The 17,769-nt window shown below is 67.6% G+C and carries 15 protein-coding genes and 1 pseudogene; all 16 read right to left on the bottom strand.

The annotated features are described in order from the left end of the window. Positions 1-6: 6 nt before the first annotated feature. Positions 7-711 (bottom strand): ABC transporter ATP-binding protein, encoded by a 705-nt coding sequence (locus tag ACQY4O_RS04845; protein WP_428375080.1) that lies wholly within the window; start codon positions 709-711, stop codon positions 7-9. Between the two features lie 7 nt (positions 712-718). Then, entirely contained in the window at positions 719-1,966 is a 1,248-nt protein-coding gene (locus ACQY4O_RS04840; RefSeq protein WP_428375079.1) for a lipoprotein-releasing ABC transporter permease subunit, read from the bottom strand. A gap of 101 nt (positions 1,967-2,067) precedes the next feature. Continuing rightward, positions 2,068-3,372: pseudogene (gene proS, locus ACQY4O_RS04835) on the bottom strand (proline--tRNA ligase); the annotation flags it as partial. Between the two features lie 472 nt (positions 3,373-3,844). Next, positions 3,845-4,102: a DUF1467 family protein gene (locus tag ACQY4O_RS04830; RefSeq protein WP_428375078.1), complete on the bottom strand. Its 258-nt coding sequence runs from the start codon at positions 4,100-4,102 to the stop codon at positions 3,845-3,847. A gap of 108 nt (positions 4,103-4,210) precedes the next feature. Next, positions 4,211-5,857, bottom strand: coding sequence for a ribonuclease J (locus ACQY4O_RS04825; RefSeq protein WP_428375077.1), 1,647 nt, complete (start codon positions 5,855-5,857; stop codon positions 4,211-4,213). A gap of 9 nt (positions 5,858-5,866) precedes the next feature. Beyond that, positions 5,867-6,670: a type III pantothenate kinase gene (locus ACQY4O_RS04820; protein ID WP_428375076.1), complete on the bottom strand. Its 804-nt coding sequence runs from the start codon at positions 6,668-6,670 to the stop codon at positions 5,867-5,869. Between the two features lie 31 nt (positions 6,671-6,701). Continuing rightward, the gene (locus ACQY4O_RS04815) at positions 6,702-7,487 is read right to left on the bottom strand and encodes a biotin--[acetyl-CoA-carboxylase] ligase (RefSeq protein WP_428375075.1); all 786 of its coding nucleotides are present in this window, start codon (positions 7,485-7,487) and stop codon (positions 6,702-6,704) included. Then, positions 7,484-8,905 (bottom strand): NADH-quinone oxidoreductase subunit NuoN, encoded by a 1,422-nt coding sequence (gene nuoN, locus ACQY4O_RS04810; protein ID WP_428375074.1) that lies wholly within the window; start codon positions 8,903-8,905, stop codon positions 7,484-7,486. The genes ACQY4O_RS04815 and nuoN overlap by 4 nt, the downstream gene beginning before the upstream one ends. Further along, positions 8,905-10,848 (bottom strand): NADH-quinone oxidoreductase subunit L, encoded by a 1,944-nt coding sequence (gene nuoL, locus ACQY4O_RS04805; RefSeq protein ID WP_428375073.1) that lies wholly within the window; start codon positions 10,846-10,848, stop codon positions 8,905-8,907. The genes nuoN and nuoL overlap by 1 nt, the downstream gene beginning before the upstream one ends. Position 10,849: 1 nt before the next feature. Continuing rightward, a complete protein-coding gene (gene nuoK / locus ACQY4O_RS04800) occupies positions 10,850-11,173 on the bottom strand; it encodes an NADH-quinone oxidoreductase subunit NuoK (protein ID WP_428375072.1) in 324 nt (107 codons plus the stop codon). A gap of 5 nt (positions 11,174-11,178) precedes the next feature. Continuing rightward, positions 11,179-11,883: an NADH-quinone oxidoreductase subunit J gene (locus ACQY4O_RS04795; RefSeq protein WP_428375071.1), complete on the bottom strand. Its 705-nt coding sequence runs from the start codon at positions 11,881-11,883 to the stop codon at positions 11,179-11,181. Between the two features lie 25 nt (positions 11,884-11,908). Further along, complete coding sequence (gene nuoI, locus ACQY4O_RS04790; RefSeq protein ID WP_428375070.1) at positions 11,909-12,397, bottom strand: NADH-quinone oxidoreductase subunit NuoI; 489 nt, start codon at positions 12,395-12,397, stop codon at positions 11,909-11,911. Positions 12,398-12,566: 169 nt separating this feature from the next. Next, positions 12,567-13,589, bottom strand: a complete 1,023-nt coding sequence (gene nuoH / locus ACQY4O_RS04785; protein ID WP_428375069.1) for an NADH-quinone oxidoreductase subunit NuoH — start codon at positions 13,587-13,589, stop codon at positions 12,567-12,569. Positions 13,590-13,593: 4 nt separating this feature from the next. Next, the gene (gene nuoG, locus ACQY4O_RS04780) at positions 13,594-15,651 is read right to left on the bottom strand and encodes an NADH-quinone oxidoreductase subunit NuoG (protein ID WP_428375068.1); all 2,058 of its coding nucleotides are present in this window, start codon (positions 15,649-15,651) and stop codon (positions 13,594-13,596) included. Positions 15,652-15,657: 6 nt separating this feature from the next. After that, the gene (nuoF, locus tag ACQY4O_RS04775; RefSeq protein WP_428375067.1) at positions 15,658-17,010 is read right to left on the bottom strand and encodes an NADH-quinone oxidoreductase subunit NuoF; all 1,353 of its coding nucleotides are present in this window, start codon (positions 17,008-17,010) and stop codon (positions 15,658-15,660) included. Between the two features lie 27 nt (positions 17,011-17,037). Next, entirely contained in the window at positions 17,038-17,769 is a 732-nt protein-coding gene (locus ACQY4O_RS04770; RefSeq protein ID WP_428375066.1) for a complex I 24 kDa subunit family protein, read from the bottom strand.

Below are 17,769 nucleotides of genomic sequence, written 5' to 3'. Positions count from 1 at the left end.
CCGCCTTCACGCAACCGCGACGATGCGGCCGTCCCTCAGGGTGACGATGCGGTCCATGCGGCGCGCCAGCTCGGTATTGTGGGTCGCGATCAGCCCGGCGAGGCCCTCGTCGCGGGCCACCCGCAACAGCTCGTCGAACACCTGGTCCGCCGTCGCGACATCGAGATTGCCGGTCGGCTCGTCGGCCAGCAGCACACGCGGGGCGTTGGCCAGCGCGCGTGCGATCGCCACTCGCTGCTGCTCGCCGCCGGACAGCTTGCCGGGCAGATGGTCCATGCGATGGCCCAGGCCGAAGGCGCGCAGCAGCGCTTCCGCCCGCACCCGTGCTTTGCCACGCGCGCCGCCGCCGATCATCTGCGGCAGCACCACGTTCTCGAGTGCGGTGAACTCGGCCAGCAGGTGGTGGAACTGATACACGAAACCGATGGCGTTGCGCCTAATCGCGGTGCGCTCCCCGTCCGACAGCCGGCCGGCGTCGCGGCCGTCGACCAGCACGGCACCGTCCTGCGGCGTCTCCAGCAGCCCGGCCAGATGCAGCAGGGTGGATTTCCCGGTGCCGGACGGTGCGACCAGCGCCACGATCTCGCCCGGCCGCAGCGACAGCTCCGCTCCCTGCAGCACCTCGAGCCTCCCCTCGCCGCTCTGGTAGCCATGAAACAGCCCGCGCAGGGCGAGCGGCAGTGGAGCCGACAGCCGGGGGCCCTCACTCATGGCCCCCCTACTCATGACGCAATGCCTCCACCGGGTCGGTGCGGGCCGCGCGCCAGGACGGATACAGCGTCGCCAGCAACGACAGCACCAGCGCGATTGCGATCACCTGGATCACCTGCGGCCATTCCAGCTTCGCCGGCAGATGCTCCAGATAATACACTTCCGGATTGAACAGGTTGGTGCCGGTCACCGACTGCAGCGCCTGGCGGATATGCTCGATGTTGAGCGCGAACACGATGCCGAGCAGGGTACCGAGGATTGTTCCGGTGACACCGACCGAAGCGCCGCACATCAGGAAGATACGCATCACCGCGCCGCGCCCGGCACCGATGGTGCGCAGCACGGCGATGTCACGCGTCTTGTCCTTGACCATCATGATCAGCGACGACACCACGTTGAACGCCGCCACCAGGATGATCAGCGTCAGGATCAGGAACATCACGTTCTGCTCGACCTGCACCGCGCCGAAGAACGCGTTGTTGCTCTGCGTCCAGTCGAGCACCCGCAATGGCTGGTCGGGCAGTGCCGCGCGGATGCGCCGTGTCACCGGACGAACAGTCTCGGCGTCGCGCGTCATCACCTGGATGAGCGAGACCGCCTGCGGCATCTGGAAGAAGACCTGCGCGGCCTGCAGCGGCAGGAAGGCGTACGAGGCGTTGTAGTCGTTCACCCCCGCATCGAAGATGGCAACGATGCGATACGCCCGGACCCGCGGCATGGTGCCGAACGCGGTCGCCGCCCCGTTCGGCGAAACCAGGGTCAGGTGCGAACCGATGGTCAGGTTGGCGCGCTCGGCCAGCGTCACGCCGATCGCGATCGCATCGTCGCCCTTGAAGTCGGCAAGGCTGCCGCTGATGATGTTGCCGCTGATCTCGTGCAGGCGCTGCAGGTCGGCCTGCGTCATGCCGCGTATCAGGCCGCCGGCACTGTAGCTGCCGACACTGAGCAGCACCTGGCCCTCGACCAGCGGCGTCGCCGAGACGACGCCCTGGATGCCGGCAACCTTGGCGGACAGGGCGTCATAGTCGCGGATCGGCACACCGGTGCCGGTGATGCTGAGATCGCCGTTCAGCCCCAGGATGCGGCTCATCAGGTCGGCCTTGAAGCCGTTCATCACCGACATCACGATGATCAGCGTGGCGACGCCCAGCGCAATCCCGATCAGGGAAAAGATGGCGATGACGGAGACGAACCGCTCCCCGCGCCGTGCGCGCAGGTAGCGCCCGGCGACCGCCCGCTCGAAGGCGCCGAACATCAGGCCCCCGTACCGCCCAGGTGACCTGCGGCAGACACTCCGATCCGCGCCGGCGCCGCCTCCGGCGACAGGATCCGCGCCGGCGCCGCCTCCGGCGACAGGATCCGCGCCAGCGCCGCCTCCGGCGACAGCTCGATACGCTCTCCCGTCGCCCGACGCTTGATCTCGACTTGGCCGGCCGCGGCCCCGCGCGGACCGACGATGATCTGCCAGGGATGGCCCATCAGGTCGGCATCGTTGAACTTGACGCCGGCGCGCTCGCTGCGGTCGTCGAGCAGCAGCGCGTCGGGTTCTGCCGCATACAGACGCTCGCACAACGCATCGCAGGCCGCGTCGCCCGGCTTGAGGTTGAGGATCGCCGCCTTGTACGGCGCCACCGCGTCCGGCCAGATGATCCCGGCCTCATCGTGGCTTGCCTCAATGATCGCGCCGACGAGCCGCGACACGCCGATGCCGTAGCTGCCCATTTCCGGATGCAACGGCGTGCCGTCCGCGCCGCTGACCGCAACCCCCATCGCCGCGGTGTATTTCGTGCCGAAATAGAAGATGTGCCCGACCTCGATGCCGCGGCCCTCGCGCCTGCGATCCGCCGGCACCGCGGCCCAGGCCGCCCCGTCGTGCTTCTCGTCGGTCGCGGCATAGAGTGTCGTGACGCGCGCGAAGAAGCCGGCGAGCGCTGCGCGATCCTCGAGATCGACATCGCTCGCCAGCCAGTCCTGTTCCTCGAGGGCGGCGTCGTAGAACACGCCGCTCTCCCCTGTCGGGGCCAGGATGATGAATTCATGGCTGAGATTGCCGCCGATCGGCCCGGCATCGGCGGCCATCGGGATCGCGCTAACGCCCAGGCGCTGGAACGTGCGCAGGTAGGCCAGCAGCATGCGCCGGTAGGTCGCGACCGCGGCGTCGTAGTCGGCGTCGAAGCTGTAGGCATCCTTCATCAGGAATTCGCGGCCGCGCATCACACCGAAGCGCGGCCGCATCTCGTCGCGGAATTTCCAGTGGATCTGGTACAGCACCTGCGGCAGCTCGCGATACGACCTCACCGACTGTCCGAACAGGTCGGTGATCATCTCCTCGTTGGTCGGCCCGTACAGCAGGTCGCGCTCGTGCCGGTCGGCGAGGCGCAGCATTTCCGGCCCGTAGGCGTCGTAGCGTCCGGACCGGCGCCACAGCTCGGCCGGCTGCAGGGTCGGCATCAGCACCTCCTGGGCGCCGATCGCGTCCTGCTCCTCGCGGACGATCTGCGCGATGCGGCGCAGCACCCGCAGCCCCGCCGGCAGCCACGCATAGATGCCGGCGGAGGTCTGCCGGATCAGCCCGGCGCGCAGCATCAGCCGGTGCGAGGCGATCTGTGCCTCGGCCGGGTTCTCCTTCAGGGTGGGCACAAAGCTTCTGGACAGGCGCATCGGCGGACAGACCTCGAACGGCGAACGGCGGGTGCCGCGGACCGTAGAGCATCATCCGATCGGACGGAACCGGCTGACCGGATCGCGATAGGGCCGTCCCGTGCTGGCGCCGCGCGATCGCGAAACGGGGCTCACCCGGCTGTCCTCGTCTCCGCCGCTGATTACTGTCCTCATTATAATTGTGCATCGCACAATGATGCAGCGCACAAGTAACAGCTCGCAGAAATCGTTGTTCCAATGCATCTTTATTAGCTTGCAGGGCGTGACAAACCGCCGATGCACGCATAAAAAAAGCCCACGCGACGACTTGGTCATCCGCGTGGGCCAAGTTTAGGGAGAAAACGCCAGTCACACGGCAGGATGAGGGAGACCTCATCCTGCCGTTAATGATTGCGGAACCGATTGCAGATAGCCAGACAAAACGCATGACAATCATGCAAAAGTTATTGGCGACTCGTTTGGCAACTGGCAGCTACCCGCCGAATGCCAAAATCCCGTGCCGAAACGATAAGTAGCTACTGCTGATCAGCAGGTCGCAGCCGATCCACAGCAGCGCCGAAACCAGCGTCGTGATCAGGACGATGCGACCGATCCGCGGCCGGCTCGGCAGCCCGCGCACGCCGGACACTTCGTCGGCCTCGGGCCGCACCTGCTGGCCCAACGGCAGCACCGCGAACAGGGCAGTCCACCAGATCAGCACGAACAGGATGATCCCGGTGAACCATCCCATCAGTGCAGCATCCGATCAACCGGCGTCGCGTCGCGATGTCGATCATCGGGTGAAGCTGCCCTGACCGACAACAAGGCGAGCATGATCGATCGGATCATGCTCTTGCCGTCAGACGCGCAGGAGGTGCACGTCCACCATCGGCCGCTTCTGCAGCTTGCGTCCGAGCGCTCGGCGCAGCGCGCTGCGTGCCGCCTCCTTCAGGCCGGCCTCGTCGGCACGCACCGCGTCCGACAGTTCGGCCAGGTTCTGCGCGAAGCTCGCCGTCACCCGGACCGTCTCCGCGTCGTCGGGCTCCAGCAGTCCGGGCGCGCTCACCTTGGGCGCACCGAGGAAGCGGCCACCCTGGTCCATCACCACGCTGCCCAGCACCACGCCGTTGAACAGCATCTTGCGCCGCGCCGCCAGCACGCCGCCCTCCATCGGCAGCACGCGATTGCCGTCCAGCGCCAGCTTGGCGACCGGGACGCTGTCCACCACCTCGATGGCGTTGCCGGACAGGCTGAGCACGTCACCATCCTCGAGCAGCACCGGCCGCGCACCCTCCTCGCGGGCCAGCGCCGCGTGCGCCGCGAGATGCCGCCACTCGCCATGCACCGGCACCGCATAGCGCGGCTTCACCAGCCCATACAGCCGCCGCAGATCGTCGCGCGCCGCGTGTCCGGACACATGGACCATGTGGTCGGCATCGGTCAGCACGCGCACGCCGCGGCGCACCAGGTTGTCCTGCACCATCATGATGGCGCGCTCGTTGCCCGGGATCATGCGCGACGAGAACACCACCGTGTCGCCCTCGCCGAGCGAGATGTTCGGATGCGTGTCGAGCGAGATACGCGACATCGCCGAGCGCGGTTCGCCCTGGCTGCCGGTCACGATCATCAGCAGGTTGTCGTCCGGGATGTCGTCCGCATCCTGCTCGGAGAGGAACATCGGCACACGCTCGAGATAGCCGCAGTCGCGCGCCGCCGCCTCAAGGTTGCGCAAGCTGCGGCCCACCACCACCACCGACCGCCCGGCCGCCTCGGCGGCGAGTGCGATGCTCTCGACGCGCGCGACGTTGCTGGCAAAACAGGTCACCGCCACCCGGCCGCTGATCGCCGCGATCAGGCTGGTCAGGCTGCGGCGCACATCCGACTCCGAGCCGCTCTCGCCTTCCACCATCGCGTTGGTGCTGTCGCACACCATCGCCAGCACGCCTTCGCGGCCCAGCTCGGCGAGCGCCTCGAGATCGGTGGGAGGTCCCACCAGCGGATGCGGATCGAGCTTCCAGTCGCCGGTATGCAGCACGATGCCGTGCCGGGTTCGCACCACCAGCGCCTGCGCCTCCGGCACCGAGTGGGTCACGCTGATGAAGCGCAGGTCGAACGGATCGAGCCGGAACGCGCCGCCTTGCGGCACCACATGCAGCTTGACCTGCGACAGCAGTCCCGCCTCGCCCAGCTTGCGTCGCAGCACCGCGGCGGCGAACTGCGTGGCATAGATCGGGCAGCGCAGCCGCGGCCAGAGATGCGCCACCGCGCCGAGATGGTCCTCGTGCGCATGGGTGATCACCAGCCCGACCAGGTCGCGGTGCCGTTCCGCGATGAAGGACGGGTCCGGCATCAGGATATCGACCTCGGGGCTGTCATTGCCCGAGAAGCCGATGCCGCAATCGACCGCCAGCCAGGCACCGTCGCACCGGTACAGGTTCAGGTTCATGCCGATCTCGCCCGTCCCGCCCAGGGGCAGGAAGGCCAGGTCGCCGTTCAACACATTCATAGTTCGCCTTTAATCACTCGAGGTTCTGTCGACAGGATGCGTGGGATGCGGGTTGCGCGCCGACAGCAGGCGCAGCCCGTCCAATGTGAGTTCGGGGTCGACCCGCTCGATGACCGTGGTGCCCTCCGCGATCAGCGGCGCCAGGCCGCCGGTCGCCACCACCTTCATCGGGCTGCCGAATTCGGCGATGATCCGGGACGAGATGCCCTCGATCAAACCGACATAGCCCCAGAAAATTCCGGATCGCATGGCCGCGATCGTGTTCGTGCCGATGACCGGCCCCTGGGAGCGGCCGATGCCGATACGCGGCAGCCTTGCTGCTGCCCGATGCAAGGCTTCGACCGACAGGGTGATCCCCGGCGCGATGACGCCGCCAATGTAGCAGCCTTCGTGGTCCACCACATCAAACGTGGTAGCGGTGCCGAAATCGATCACCAGCAACGGGCCGCCATAGCGCCGGTGCGCGGCCAGCCCGTTGACCAGACGGTCCACCCCGACCTCGGCCGGGTTGTCCATGCGTATCTCGAAGCCCCAGTCCAGCCGGGCGGACGCAATCAGCGGCTCGACGTCGAACCAGTCCCGGCACAGCCGGCGCAGGTGATACAGCGCCGCCGGCACCACGGTGCCGATCACCGCGCGGTCCACCATCCCGCGCTCCAGGCCACGATGCGCCAGCAGCGCCAGCAGCCAGACCGCATACTCGTCGGAGGTTCGCCCGGTTTCGGTGCCGATGCGCCAGATGCCGCGCCACTCGGTGCCGTCATGCAGGGCAAACACGATATTGGTATTGCCGGCATCGACGACAAGCAGCATCGGCTTCAGGTTCCTCGGCATGGTCTGGCCTTCACGGATCGGCACCTTGCCCCGCGAGCACGACGTCGCCGGTCGAGATCCGGGTCAGCGATCCGCCGACCCGCAGCAGCAGCGTGCCATCCTCGGCAATCGAGGCGAACGATCCGACGGTCTCGCCAGCCGGCGTGCGCACCGCAAGCGGCGTGCCTGCCGGATACGCGCGCGCCAGCCACGCCTGCCGCACGGCATCGAACCCGTCCCTGTGCATCTCGTCGCATCGCGCCGCCAGGGCGTCGAGCAGCCGGTCGGCGATGACCCGCGGCCCCGGCGCCGCGCCGAGTTCGGCGAGGCACGCGGTCGGGCGGTCGGCCAGCTCCGGCGCGCCGGCGAGATTGGCGCCGAAGCCGAGCACCAGCCACCCCGCATCGCCGCCGGCGGCCGGCGAGCGCTCGATCAGGATACCGGCCAGCTTGCGCCCGGGCACTGGGGGCGCGCTCAGCATGACGTCGTTCGGCCATTTGAGCCGCAGCGCCTGGCGGTGGCGGGGCGTCAGCGCGAGGGCGTCATGCAGCGCCACCGACGCCACGAACGGCCAGACCGAGGCGCGTGCCGCATCACCCGTGCCGGGTCGCAGCAGCACGGACAGCGCCAGGGCGCCATCGGCCGCCAGCCAGCCGCGTCCGCGTGTCCCGCGCCCGCGTGTCTGCGCCCGGGCCAGCACCGCAAGCCCGGCCGGCTCGCCCGCCCGCGCGCGCTCCAGGCAGAGATCGGACGTGGAGGCCAGCGTCTCGTGGCACTGCAGGCGCCAGACCTGAGCGCTGAAGATCGGCGCTGTCACCTGAACAGCACGCTGGCCGCGGCCTGGGCCGCGCTGCTCACCGGGCCCAGGATCAGGATGAACAGGCCGGTCACCAGCCCCATGCCGGCCGAGACCAGCGAGACGGAGGCCGCCGGCCGGTCGAAGGCGACGGCGGCGACATCGAAATACATCACCTTCACGACGCGCAGATAGTAGTACGCCCCGATCACGCTCGACACGATGCCGACCACCACCAGCACCCCCAGCCCGGCCTGCAGTGCCGCGCTGAACACCAGCAGCTTGCCGAAGAACCCCGACAGCGGCGGCACGCCGATCATGCTGAACATGAAGATCGCCATCGCGAGTGCCAATCCCGGGTCGGTGCGGGCGAGGCCGGCGAGGTCGGCGATCCGCTCGACCGCCCGGCCGCGCCGGCGCATCGCCACGATCACCGCAAAGCTGCCGGCATTCATGAACAGATAGATCGCGAGATAGATCAGCGTGCCGCGCATGCCGGCCGGCGTTGCCGCCGCCAGGCCCATGAGCGCATAGCCCATGTGGCCGATCGAGGAATATGCCATCAGCCGCTTGATGCTGGTCTGCGGGATCGCGGCGAGTGCCCCGAACAGCATGGACGCCATCGAGATCAGCTCGATCAGCAGCTGCCACTGGTGCGAGACCGCGCCGAACGGCCCGGCCATGACACGCAGCAGCAGCGCGAACGCGGCGATCTTCGGAGCCCCCGCCATGAACGACGTCACCGGCGGCGGCGCCCCCTGATAGACATCCGGCGTCCACATGTGGAACGGCACCGCGGAGATCTTGAAGGCGAGGCCCACGATGATGAACACGATGCCGATCACCAGCCCGGTCGGGATCTCGGCCGAGGCAGCAAGCGCCGTCTGCAGGCCACGATATTCCATCGTGCCGGCGAACCCGAACACCAGCGAGATGCCGTACAGCAGCAGGCCGGAGGCCAGCGAGCCGAGCACGAAATATTTGAGCCCGGCTTCGGCCGAGCCGAGCCGGTCACGGTCGAACGCGCACAGGATGTAGATCGCCAGCGACTGCAGCTCGAGCCCGATAAAGAGCGTCATCAGGTTCTCGCTCGACGCCATCACCATGGTGCCGACGGTCGAGAACAGCAGCAGCACCGGGAACTCGAAGCGCCCGATCCCCTCGCGCCGGTTGTAGTCCATCGACAGGATCAGGCTGAGCGCCGCGCCGATCAGGCTGAGGATCTTCATGAACCGCGCAAAGTCGTCACCGACGAACACGGCGTTGTAGCCGATGCCATCGGGTGCCGCGATCACCAGCAGGCCGGTCACCACGAAGGCCGCCAGCGTCAGCATCGAGCAAAGCTGCGTGGCGTCACGCCGCTGCAGCACCCCGAACACCAGGATCGCGAGGCCTGCGACCGACAGCACGATCTCCGGCAGCGCAAGAGTCCAGTTCATCAGCGAAACACCAGAAACGTCGAGATCAGGACGACCAGCCCGATCAGCATGGTAAAGGCATACACCGCGATTGAGCCGGTCTGGATGCGCACCAGCTGCACGGAGCCGCCGGCGGTCAGCCGGCCGATCTCGTCCGGGACGCCCTCGGCAATGTCCTCCTCGCCGACATGCCACAACAGCCGCGCGATGGCCTCATAAGGTCGCACGAGGATGCGGTCGTACAGCTCGTCGAAATACCACTTGTTCAGCAGGAACCGGTGCAAAGCGGCATAGCGCGCGGCCAGGGTCGCCGGCAGCTCGGGGCGGACCATGTAGGCGTAGTACGAGACGGCCGCCCCGAGCAGCGCCAGGATGGTCGGCACCAGGGTGATCAGCACCGGCACCTGCTCCAGGGACGCCAGCACGGCATTGCCGGGCGCGTTGAAGATCGAGCCGTTCCAGAACCCGGCCTGTCGGCCGCCGATGAACCAGGGCGCGAACGCCGCACCCGCGAAGGCGGCACCGAGTGCGAGCACCAGCAGCGGTCCGAGGATCACCGGGCCGCTTTCATGCGCCGGCGCCTGCAGGTCCGCATCGCGCGCCCGGCCGTGGAACACCAGGAACAGCAACCGCCCGCTATACAGCGCGGTCAGGAATGCGGTCACCGAGCCCAGCACCCAGCCATAGTAGCCCGGCCCGGTCCCGGCGATGAAGGTCGCGTCGATGATCGCATCCTTCGACCACCATCCCGAGAACGGCGGAATGCCGGCCAGCGCCAGCGAACCGACCCACATCACCGCACAGGTCACCGGCAGCTTGCGGGCGAGGCCGCCCATGCGGCGCATGTCCTGCTCGTCGTGCAGGGCGTGGATCACCGAGCCCGCGCCCAGGAACAGCAGCGCCTTGAAGAAGGCGTGCGTGGTCAGGTGGAACATGCCGGCCTGGTATACGCCGACGCCGCACGCCATGAACATGTAGCCGAGCTGCGAGCAGGTCGAGTAGGCGATGGTGCGCTTGATGTCCGGCTGCACCAGCCCGACGGTGGCGGCGAAGAAGCAGGTCGAGGCGCCGATCAGTACGACGAGGTCCTTGGTGACCGGCGCGAACTCGATCAGCGGCGACATGCGCGCGAGCAGGAACACACCGGCGGTCACCATGGTGGCGGCATGGATCAGCGCCGAGACCGGCGTCGGCCCCTCCATCGCGTCCGGCAGCCAGGTATGGAAGAACAGCTGCGCCGACTTGCCCATCGCGCCGATGAACAGCAGCACCCCGATCACCTCGTACGCCCGCATGTCGGTCCCGAACAGGTGATACAAAGCCTGCTGGTGGTCGGGCACGAGGGCAAAGATGTTGTCGTAGCTGACGGTGCCGAACTGCGCGAACAGCAGCGCGATGCCGACCATGAAGAACAGGTCGGCGATGCGGTTCACCACGAAGGCCTTGATCGCCGCGGCATTGGCGCTCGGCCGGTCATACCAGTAGCCGATCAGCAGGTAGCTCGCGAGGCCCACCCCCTCCCAGCCGAAGAACAGCTGGATCAGGTTGTCCGAGCTCACCAGCATCAGCATGGCGAAGGTGAACAGCGACAGGTAGGCGAAGAAGCGCGAGACCGGATTGGTCTCATGGCTCATGTAGCCGACGCTGTAGATGTGGATCAGCGTCGAGACCAGGGTGACCATCGCCACCATCTCGACCGACAGCATGTCGAACCGCAACGTCCAGGGTGCGCGGAAGCCGCCGGCCTGGATCCAGTCGGAGACCGGCACCGCCAGCACCGGAGAGCCGTCCATCAGCGCGCCGGCCAGGGCGCCGAAGCCGCACAGCGTCGCCAGCAGCATGCATGCGATGCTGACCGCGCGGGCGGCGCGATCGCCGATGCTGCGCCCGAACAGGCCGGCGATCAGCGCGCCGAACAGCGGCGCGAACACCGCGACGGTAAACAGGGGAGCGGCCGCGTTCATCTCAGCCCTTCATCAGGGTCACGTCCTCGACCTCGATCGAGCCGCGGTTGCGGAAATAGACGGTGACGATGGCAAGCCCGATCGCGGCCTCGGCGGCGGCGACGGTCAGCACGAACAGGGTGAACACCTGCCCGGACAGGTCGCCGAGTGCGGCGGAGAACGCGACGAGGTTGATCTCGCCGGCGAGCAGGATCAGCTCGATCGACATCATGATGGTGATGACGTTCTTGCGGTTCAGGAAGATACCGAACACGCCAAGCACCAGCAGTCCGGCGCTCACGGTCAAGTACGGGCCGAGGCCCACATTGGCGATGCCAGGCAGCATGCGTGTCAGCCCTCCCGGTCCGGACTGGTCTCGACGACCATGGCGGGGGGGCCGTGCCGCTTCTCGGCGGAGCGCCCGACCGGCCGGCGGAAGCCGCCATTGCCGGTGGTGCTTTCGCCTAAGGCCAGCGTCATCATCTGCAGGGTATCGGCCGGAACCCGCGCGTGCTGGACCGCGACATCCTGGCGCTTCGCACTCGGCCGGTCGCGGAGCGTCAACACGATCGCGCCGATCATCGCCACCAGCAGCACCAGCCCGCACGCCTGGAACAGGAACACGTAGTCGGTATAGATCAGCCGCCCCAGCGCCTCGGTGTTGCTGGCCGCATCCGGCACCCGCGCATGCGGAATGTCGCGCACGTTCGGTGCGATCCGCCAGGCGGTGGCGCTGAGCACCAGCTCGACCAGCAGCACCAGCCCGACCGCGGCGCCGACCGGTGCGTAGCGCTGCAGGCCTTCCCGCACCTGCGAGAAGTTCACGTCGAGCATCATGACGACGAACAGGAACAGCACCGCGACCGCGCCGACATAGGCGATCACCAGGATCATCGCCAGGAACTCGGCGCCGGCGATCAGGAACAGCCCGGCCGCGTTGAAGAATGCCGCGATCAGGAACAGCACCGAATGCACCGGATTGCGTGCGCTGACCACCATGACCGCCGAGGCGATCAGCACCGCCGCGAAGAAATAAAAGGCGATCTGCGTGATCATCGGTAGGGGGCGTCCTGCTTTGTCATCATCGGTAGGGAGCATCCTGCTCCAGGCGCCGGGCCAGCACGCTTTCCCAGCGGTCGCCGTTCGCGAGCAGCTTATCCTTGTTGTACATCAGCTCCTCGCGCGTCTCGGTGGCGAACTCGTAGTTCGGCCCCTCGACGATGGCATCCACCGGGCAGGCTTCCTCGCACAGGCCGCAATAGATGCACTTGGTCATGTCGATGTCGTAGCGCGTGGTGCGCCGGCTGCCATCCTCGCGCGGCTCCGCCTCGATGGTGATCGCCTCCGCCGGGCACACCGCCTCGCACAGCTTGCAGGCGATGCAGCGTTCCTCGCCGTTCGGATAGCGGCGCAGCGCGTGCTCGCCCCTGAAGCGCGGCGACAGCGAGCCCTTCTCGTTGGGATAGTTCAACGTCGCCTTCGGCTTGAACATGTAGCGCAGCGTCACCCCCATGCCTGCCACCAGCTCGGCCAGCAGGAAGGTGCGCGCGGTGCGATCCAGAATCGCCATGCTCAATCTCTCCGGGAATGAAAGGGACCGTTCGAGAATGCGCTACGGCGAGTCAGAGGCGCCATCTCGGCGCCGGCCGGCGTGGGTGTCGAGAACCGGAGCGGAGCGGCCGCCTGGCCGTGAGCACCGGAAGCGCAGACAGCCGCGTCGGATGACCGCTGTAGTAGCATTATCGAACGGTCCCGGGCAGTAGGCCGGTCGCCATCAGGAATCCTGCGGTGAGCACCATCCAGGCCAGCGAGAACGGCAGGAACACCTTCCAGCCGAGCCGCATGAGCTGGTCGTAGCGGTAGCGCGGGAAGGTGCCGCGCACCCAGATGAACACGAACAGCACGAACAAGATCTTGGCGATGAACCAGAGCGGCCCGGGGATCCAGGTGAATGGCGCGATGCCGACCGGCGGCAGCCAGCCGCCGAGGAACAGGATGGTGGTCATCCCGCTCATCAGGAACATGTTGGCGTATTCGCCGAGGAAGAACAGCCCGAACGACAGCGAGCTGTATTCGACGAAGAAGCCGGCCACCAGTTCGCTCTCACCTTCCGGCAGGTCGAACGGCGCCCGGTTGGTCTCGGCGAGCGCGGAGATGAAGAACACCACGAACATCGGGAACATCGGCAGCGCGAACCAGACATGCCGCTGCGCCAGCACGATGTCGTTCAGGTTGAGGCTGCCGACCGCGAGCAGTACCGACACCATCACCAGCCCGATCGAGACCTCATAGCTGACCATCTGCGCCGCCGAGCGCAGGCCGCCCATGAAGGCGTATTTCGAATTGCTGGCCCAGCCGGCGATCAGGATGCCGTACACCCCGAGCGAGGAGATCGCGAACAGATACAGGATGCCGACATTGATGTCGGCGACCGCCCAGTGGTTGTTGGTCGGGATCACCGCCCAGGCCGTCATCGCGAGGCCGAAGCTGAGCACCGGCGCCAGCAGGAACAGCGCCCGGTTGGCGCCGGACGGGATGATCGTCTCCTTGGTGATCATCTTGATGGCGTCGGCAAACGCCTGCAGCAGCCCGAACGGCCCCACCGTGTTCGGGCCGCGGCGCAGCTGGATCGCGGCCAGCACCTTGCGCTCGGCATAGGTCAGGTAGGCGACGCCGATCAGCAGCGGCACCAGCATCGCCAGCGCCTCGAGCGCGGTCAGGATGACCAGCCCGAGCGTGGTGTCGAGAAAGAAGTGCTGCACAGCCCTACTCCGCCGCCTGCACGAGGGGGGCGTTGTACACGCGCGAGCATTCCTGCATGGTCGGGCTGGCCCGGCTGATCGCGTTCGTCAGGTAGTAGTCGCCGATGCCATGCGCGAACGCCGCATTGCCCAGGCTACCAATTTCACCTGCGGGACCGTCCAGGTTGCCGGCGCCGAAGCGCGGCAGACCCTGCACCGCAAAGACCGGGTACGCTTCGACCAGACGCGCCCGGATCGCATCCAGGTTGTCGTACGGCAGGGTGTGGCCGATCACCTCGGAAAACGCGCGGATGATGCGCCAGTCCTCCTTGGCCTCGCCGGGCGGCATGATCGCCTGGAACGCCCTCTGCACCCGGCCCTCGGTGTTCACATACGTGCCCGGCTTCTCGGCGTAGGTGGCGCCGGGCAGGATCACGTCGGCGCGCGCCGCCCCCGCATCGCCGTGATGGCCCTGGTAGATCACGAAGGTGTCCGGGCCGATCCGCGCCGGATGGAACTCGTCCGCCCCCAGCAGCCAGAGCAGATCGACGCCGCCGCTCATCATGCCGGCGACCGAGCGGCCGCCCTGGCCCGGCACGAAGCCCAGATCCAGCGCGCCGACGCGCGACGCCGCATGATGCAGGACATTGAAGCCATGCCAGTCCGGCGCCAGCGCGCCGACATCGGCGGCGAGCTTCCAGCACGCCGCCAGGATCGCGGCGCCGTCCTCGCGCGCCAGCGCCGCCTGGCCGAGCACGATCATCGGCCGCTTCGCCGACTTCAGGATCTCGGCGAAGGGGTGACCACCTTCGAGCAGCCCGGTCAGCGCCCCCGGACGGTCACCCAGGCTTTCTGCCGCGTAGGTCAGGTCGGCCGCCCGATGCGCGATCACCCCGACCGGGTAGCGCCCGGCCAGGTAGCGCTTGCGTATGCGGGCATTGAGCACCGGCGCCTCGTGCCGTGGATCGCAACCGACCAGCAGCAGCGCATCGCTGTCCTCGATGCCGGCGATCGTGGTGTTGAACATATAGAACTCGCGCCGCGAGGTGTCGTAGCGCGCCCCGTCCTGCCGGCAATCGAGGTTGGGCGAACCCAGCGAGACCATCAGGTCGCGCAGCGCCACCAGGCTCTCCGCGTCGCAGAGGTCGCCGGCAATCGCACCCATGCGGTCGCCATGCATGCCTTGCATCGCGCGGGCAATCGCCACGAACGCGTCCTGCCAACTCGCCCGGTGCAGCTTGCCGTGCGCACGCACCCAGGGATGATCCAGCCGCCTTCTCCTGAAACCATCGAACGAGAAGCGGCCCTTGTCGGCCATCCACTCCTCGTTCACCGCGTCGTTGGTGCGCGGCAGGATGCGCAGCACCTCGGCGCCGCGGGCATGGATGCTGATGTTGGTGCCAACGCCGTCCATCACGTCGATGCTGTCACTGCGCTTGAGCTCCCACGGACGCGCCACGAACGCATACGGCTTGGAGGTCAGCGCGCCCACCGGGCAGATATCGATCAGGTTGCCGGACAGCTCCGAGGTCAGCGCCTTCTCGACATAGGTGGTGATCTCCATGTTCTCGCCTCTAGACGTCGCCCCCAGCTCCGGGACGCCGGCCACTTCGGTGGCGAAGCGCACGCAGCGGGTACACTGGATGCAGCGGGTCATCACCGTTTTCACCAGCGGGCCGAGATACTTGTCCTTCACCGCGCGCTTGTTCTCGGCATAGCGGGAATGGTCGGCGCCGTAGGAATACGCCTGGTCCTGCAGGTCGCACTCGCCGCCCTGGTCGCAGATCGGGCAGTCCAGCGGATGGTTGATCAGCAGGAATTCCATCACCGCCCGGCGCGCTCGGCGCACCACCGCGGTGTCGGTCTTCACCACCATGCCGTCCATCACCGGATAGCCGCAGGAGGCCACCGGCTTCGGCGCCTTTTCCACCTCGACCAGGCACATGCGGCAGTTGCCGGCAATCGACAGCCGCTCATGGTAGCAAAAGCGCGGGATCTCCTTGCCCGCGGCTTCGCAGGCCTGCAGCACCGAGGAGCCGTTCGCGACCTCGACCTGGATGCCGTCGACAGTGACCCGTGCCATCGGCCGCTACTCCGCCGCGACCGGGATGGTGTTGCCCGGTATGTTGCTCGGCGTCGGCGCCAGCCCGGCCCCCTTGGCCCGTGCCGGATGCCCGGCCTTGTAGGCGGTGATGCGCGCCTCCATCACCGGCCGGAAATGCCGGATCAGGCCCTGGATCGGCCACGCCGCCGCATCGCCGAGCGCGCAGATGGTATGCCCCTCGATCTGGCGGGTGACCTGCTCGAGCATGTCGATCTCGTCGATCTCGGCGCGGCCCTTCACCATGCGGTCCATCACCCGCATCATCCAGCCGGTGCCCTCGCGGCACGGCGTGCACTGGCCGCAGCTCTCATGCTTGAAGAAGCGCGCGAAGCGGGCGATCGCCTCGACCACGTCGGTGCTGCGGTCCATGACGATCATCGCCGCGGTGCCGAGGCCGGAGCGCTCGGCCCGCAGCGCGTCGAAATCCATCAGCACGGTGTCGCACACCGGCTTCGGCAGGATCGGCACCGAGCAGCCACCCGGGATCACCGCGAGCAGGTTGTCCCAGCCGCCGCGCACCCCACCGGCATGGCGCTCGATGATCTCGCGCATCGGCAGGCCGAGTTCCTCCTCGACCACGCAGGGCCGGTTCACGTGCCCGGAGATCGCGAACAGCTTGGTGCCGACATTGTTCGGCCGCCCGAAGCTCGAGAACCACGCTCCGCCGCGGCGCAGGATGGTGGAGGCGACCGCGATGCTCTCGACATTGTTCACCGTGGTCGGGCAGCCATACAGCCCCATCGCCGCCGGGAATGGCGGCTTCATCCGCGGCAGCCCCTTCTTGCCCTCGAGGCTCTCCAGCAGCGCGGTCTCCTCGCCACAGATATAGGCGCCGGCGCCGCGATGAATGAAAAAGTCGAAGTCCCAGCCCGAGCCGCAGGCGTTGCGGCCGATCAGCCCGGCCGCGTAGGCCTCGTCGATCGCCACCTGCAGGTTGCGTGCCTCGTTGTAGTATTCGCCACGGATATAGATGTAGGCGGCGTGCGCCGCCATCGCGAACGAGGCGATCAGCGCGCTCTCGATCAGCTTGTGCGGCTCGTGCCGGATGATCTCGCGATCCTTGCAGGTGCCGGGCTCGCTTTCGTCGCCATTGATCACCAGGTAGTGCGGCCGCCCGTCCGACACCTTCGGCATGAACGACCATTTCAGCCCGGTCGGGAACCCGGCGCCGCCGCGTCCGCGCAGGTTAGACTCCTTCATCTCCGCCACGATGCCGTCCCGGCCGCGCGCCAGGATCGCCGCCGTGCCGTCCCAGTCGCCGCGTTTGCGCGCACCGGCCAGCCGGAAATCCTCCCGGCCGTAGATGTTGGTGAAGATGCGGTCGCTGTCTTTAAGCATTTGGGTCGCTGAGCATCGGGGTGTTCCTCAGGCCTCCGGACCGTGCGGGTCGGGAGTACCTTCATCATGTCCTGCCGCGGCAGGCTCGCGGTTCGGCACTTCCAGCAATGTCGTCCGGCCGCCGATCGGCTCGGAGCCGAAGCGGTCGATGGTGGTGCCCGGCGGCGGCACCTCGCCGCGCTTGAGCGCCTCGATCAACCCCGCCGTACGCGGCCCGTCGAGATCCTCGTAGTAGTCGTCATTGACCTGCAGCACCGGCGCGTTCACGCAGGCGCCGAGACATTCGACCTCGGTCATGGTGAACAGCCCGTCCGCCGAGGTCTCCTCCCAGTGGCGGATCCCGGCCGCCGACTTCACCGCCGCCACCACATCGGCGGACCCACGCAGCCAGCACGGCGTCGTGGTGCAGACCTGCAGATGGTAGCGCCCGACCGGCCTGGTGTTGAACATCAGGTAGAAGGTCGCGACCTCGTACACCCGGATCGGCGCCATGCCGAGCCTGGCCGCGACCACATCCATCGCCACCCGCGGCAACCAGGCGCTGCCGGTATGCCGCGCCATCTGCTGCTGGGCGATGTACAGCAGCGGGATCACCGCGCTGGCCTGCTTGCCCTCGGGATACTTGACCACGGTGGCCGCGATCTGCGCCTCGCTGTTGGCGTCGAAGGCGAACTGCGCCGGCTGCTGCGATGCCGCGTCGCGCGGCACATGCCCCGGCGTGCCGTGGCCGATATTCTCCGCGGAGAAATGTCCGGACAT

Origin of the sequence: Lichenicoccus sp. (assembly GCF_965277665.1) — a bacterium.
Taxonomy (GTDB): Bacteria; Pseudomonadota; Alphaproteobacteria; order Acetobacterales; family Acetobacteraceae; genus Lichenicoccus.
The sequence above is the reverse complement of the archived record's forward strand: the minus strand, read 5'-3'. Positions and strand labels throughout refer to the sequence as shown.